Raw genomic sequence first — 1,141 nt, 5'->3', positions numbered from 1 at the left:
GTGGACGCGGTCCTGGCCCGCCACCCGCTGCGGGAACTGGTCACCACCACCGAGCCGCTGCCCCTGCTCGTGGAGCGCGAACGCGCCCTGTACGGCGCCTGGTACGAGTTCTTCCCCCGCTCCGAGGGCACCCCCGACCAGCCCCACGGCACCTTCCGCACCGCCGCCCGCCGCCTGCCGGCGATCGCCGCCATGGGCTTCGACGTCGTCTACCTCCCCCCCATCCACCCCATCGGCACCACCCACCGCAAAGGCCGCAACAACTCCCTGACCGCCGCCCCCGACGACGTCGGCGTCCCCTGGGCCATCGGCTCCCCCGAAGGCGGCCACGACGCCGTCCACCCGCGACTGGGCACCCTCGACGACTTCGACCACTTCGTCGCCCGCGCCCGCCAACTCGGCCTGGAGATCGCCCTCGACTTCGCCCTCCAGTGCTCCCCCGACCACCCCTGGGTGGAAAAACACCCCGAGTGGTTCCACCACCGGCCCGACGGCACCATCGCCTACGCCGAGAACCCCCCCAAGAAGTACCAGGACATCTACCCCATCGCCTTCGACGCCGACATGGACGGCCTCGTCGCCGAAACGATCCGCGTCCTGCGCCACTGGATGGCCCACGGCGTACGGATCTTCCGCGTGGACAACCCCCACACCAAACCGGTCGTCTTCTGGGAACGGGTCATCACCGCCGTCAACCGCACCGACCCCGACGTGATCTTCCTGGCCGAGGCCTTCACCCGCCCCGCCATGATGCACACCCTCGCCCAGATCGGCTTCCAGCAGTCCTACACCTACTTCACCTGGCGCAACACCAAACAGGAACTCACCGACTACCTCACCGAACTGTCGGGCGAGGCCGCCGCCTGGATGCGGCCCAACTTCTTCGTCAACACCCCCGACATCCTGCACGCCTACCTCCAGCACGGCGGCCGTCCCGCCTTCGAGGCCCGCGCCGTCCTCGCCGCCACCCTCTCCCCCGCCTGGGGCGTCTACAGCGGCTACGAACTGTGCGAGAACACCCCCCTGCGCCCCGGCTCCGAGGAATACCTCGACTCGGAGAAGTACCAGCTCACACCCCGCGACTGGGAAACCGCCGAACGCGAGGGACGCACCATCACCCCCCTCATCACCCGCCTCAACA

General features: G+C 69.4%; 1 protein-coding gene. It reads left to right on the top strand.

What is annotated here, in order from left to right:
- Positions 1-1,141, top strand: a 1,141-nt coding sequence (locus AB0L74_RS34860; protein WP_365661640.1) for an alpha-amylase family glycosyl hydrolase, incomplete at both ends; no start/stop codon positions are given.

This window comes from Streptomyces sp. NPDC052020, from assembly GCF_040680575.1.
Lineage (GTDB): Bacteria > Actinomycetota > Actinomycetes > Streptomycetales > Streptomycetaceae > Streptomyces.
This window is presented reverse-complemented; position numbering and strand designations above follow the sequence as displayed.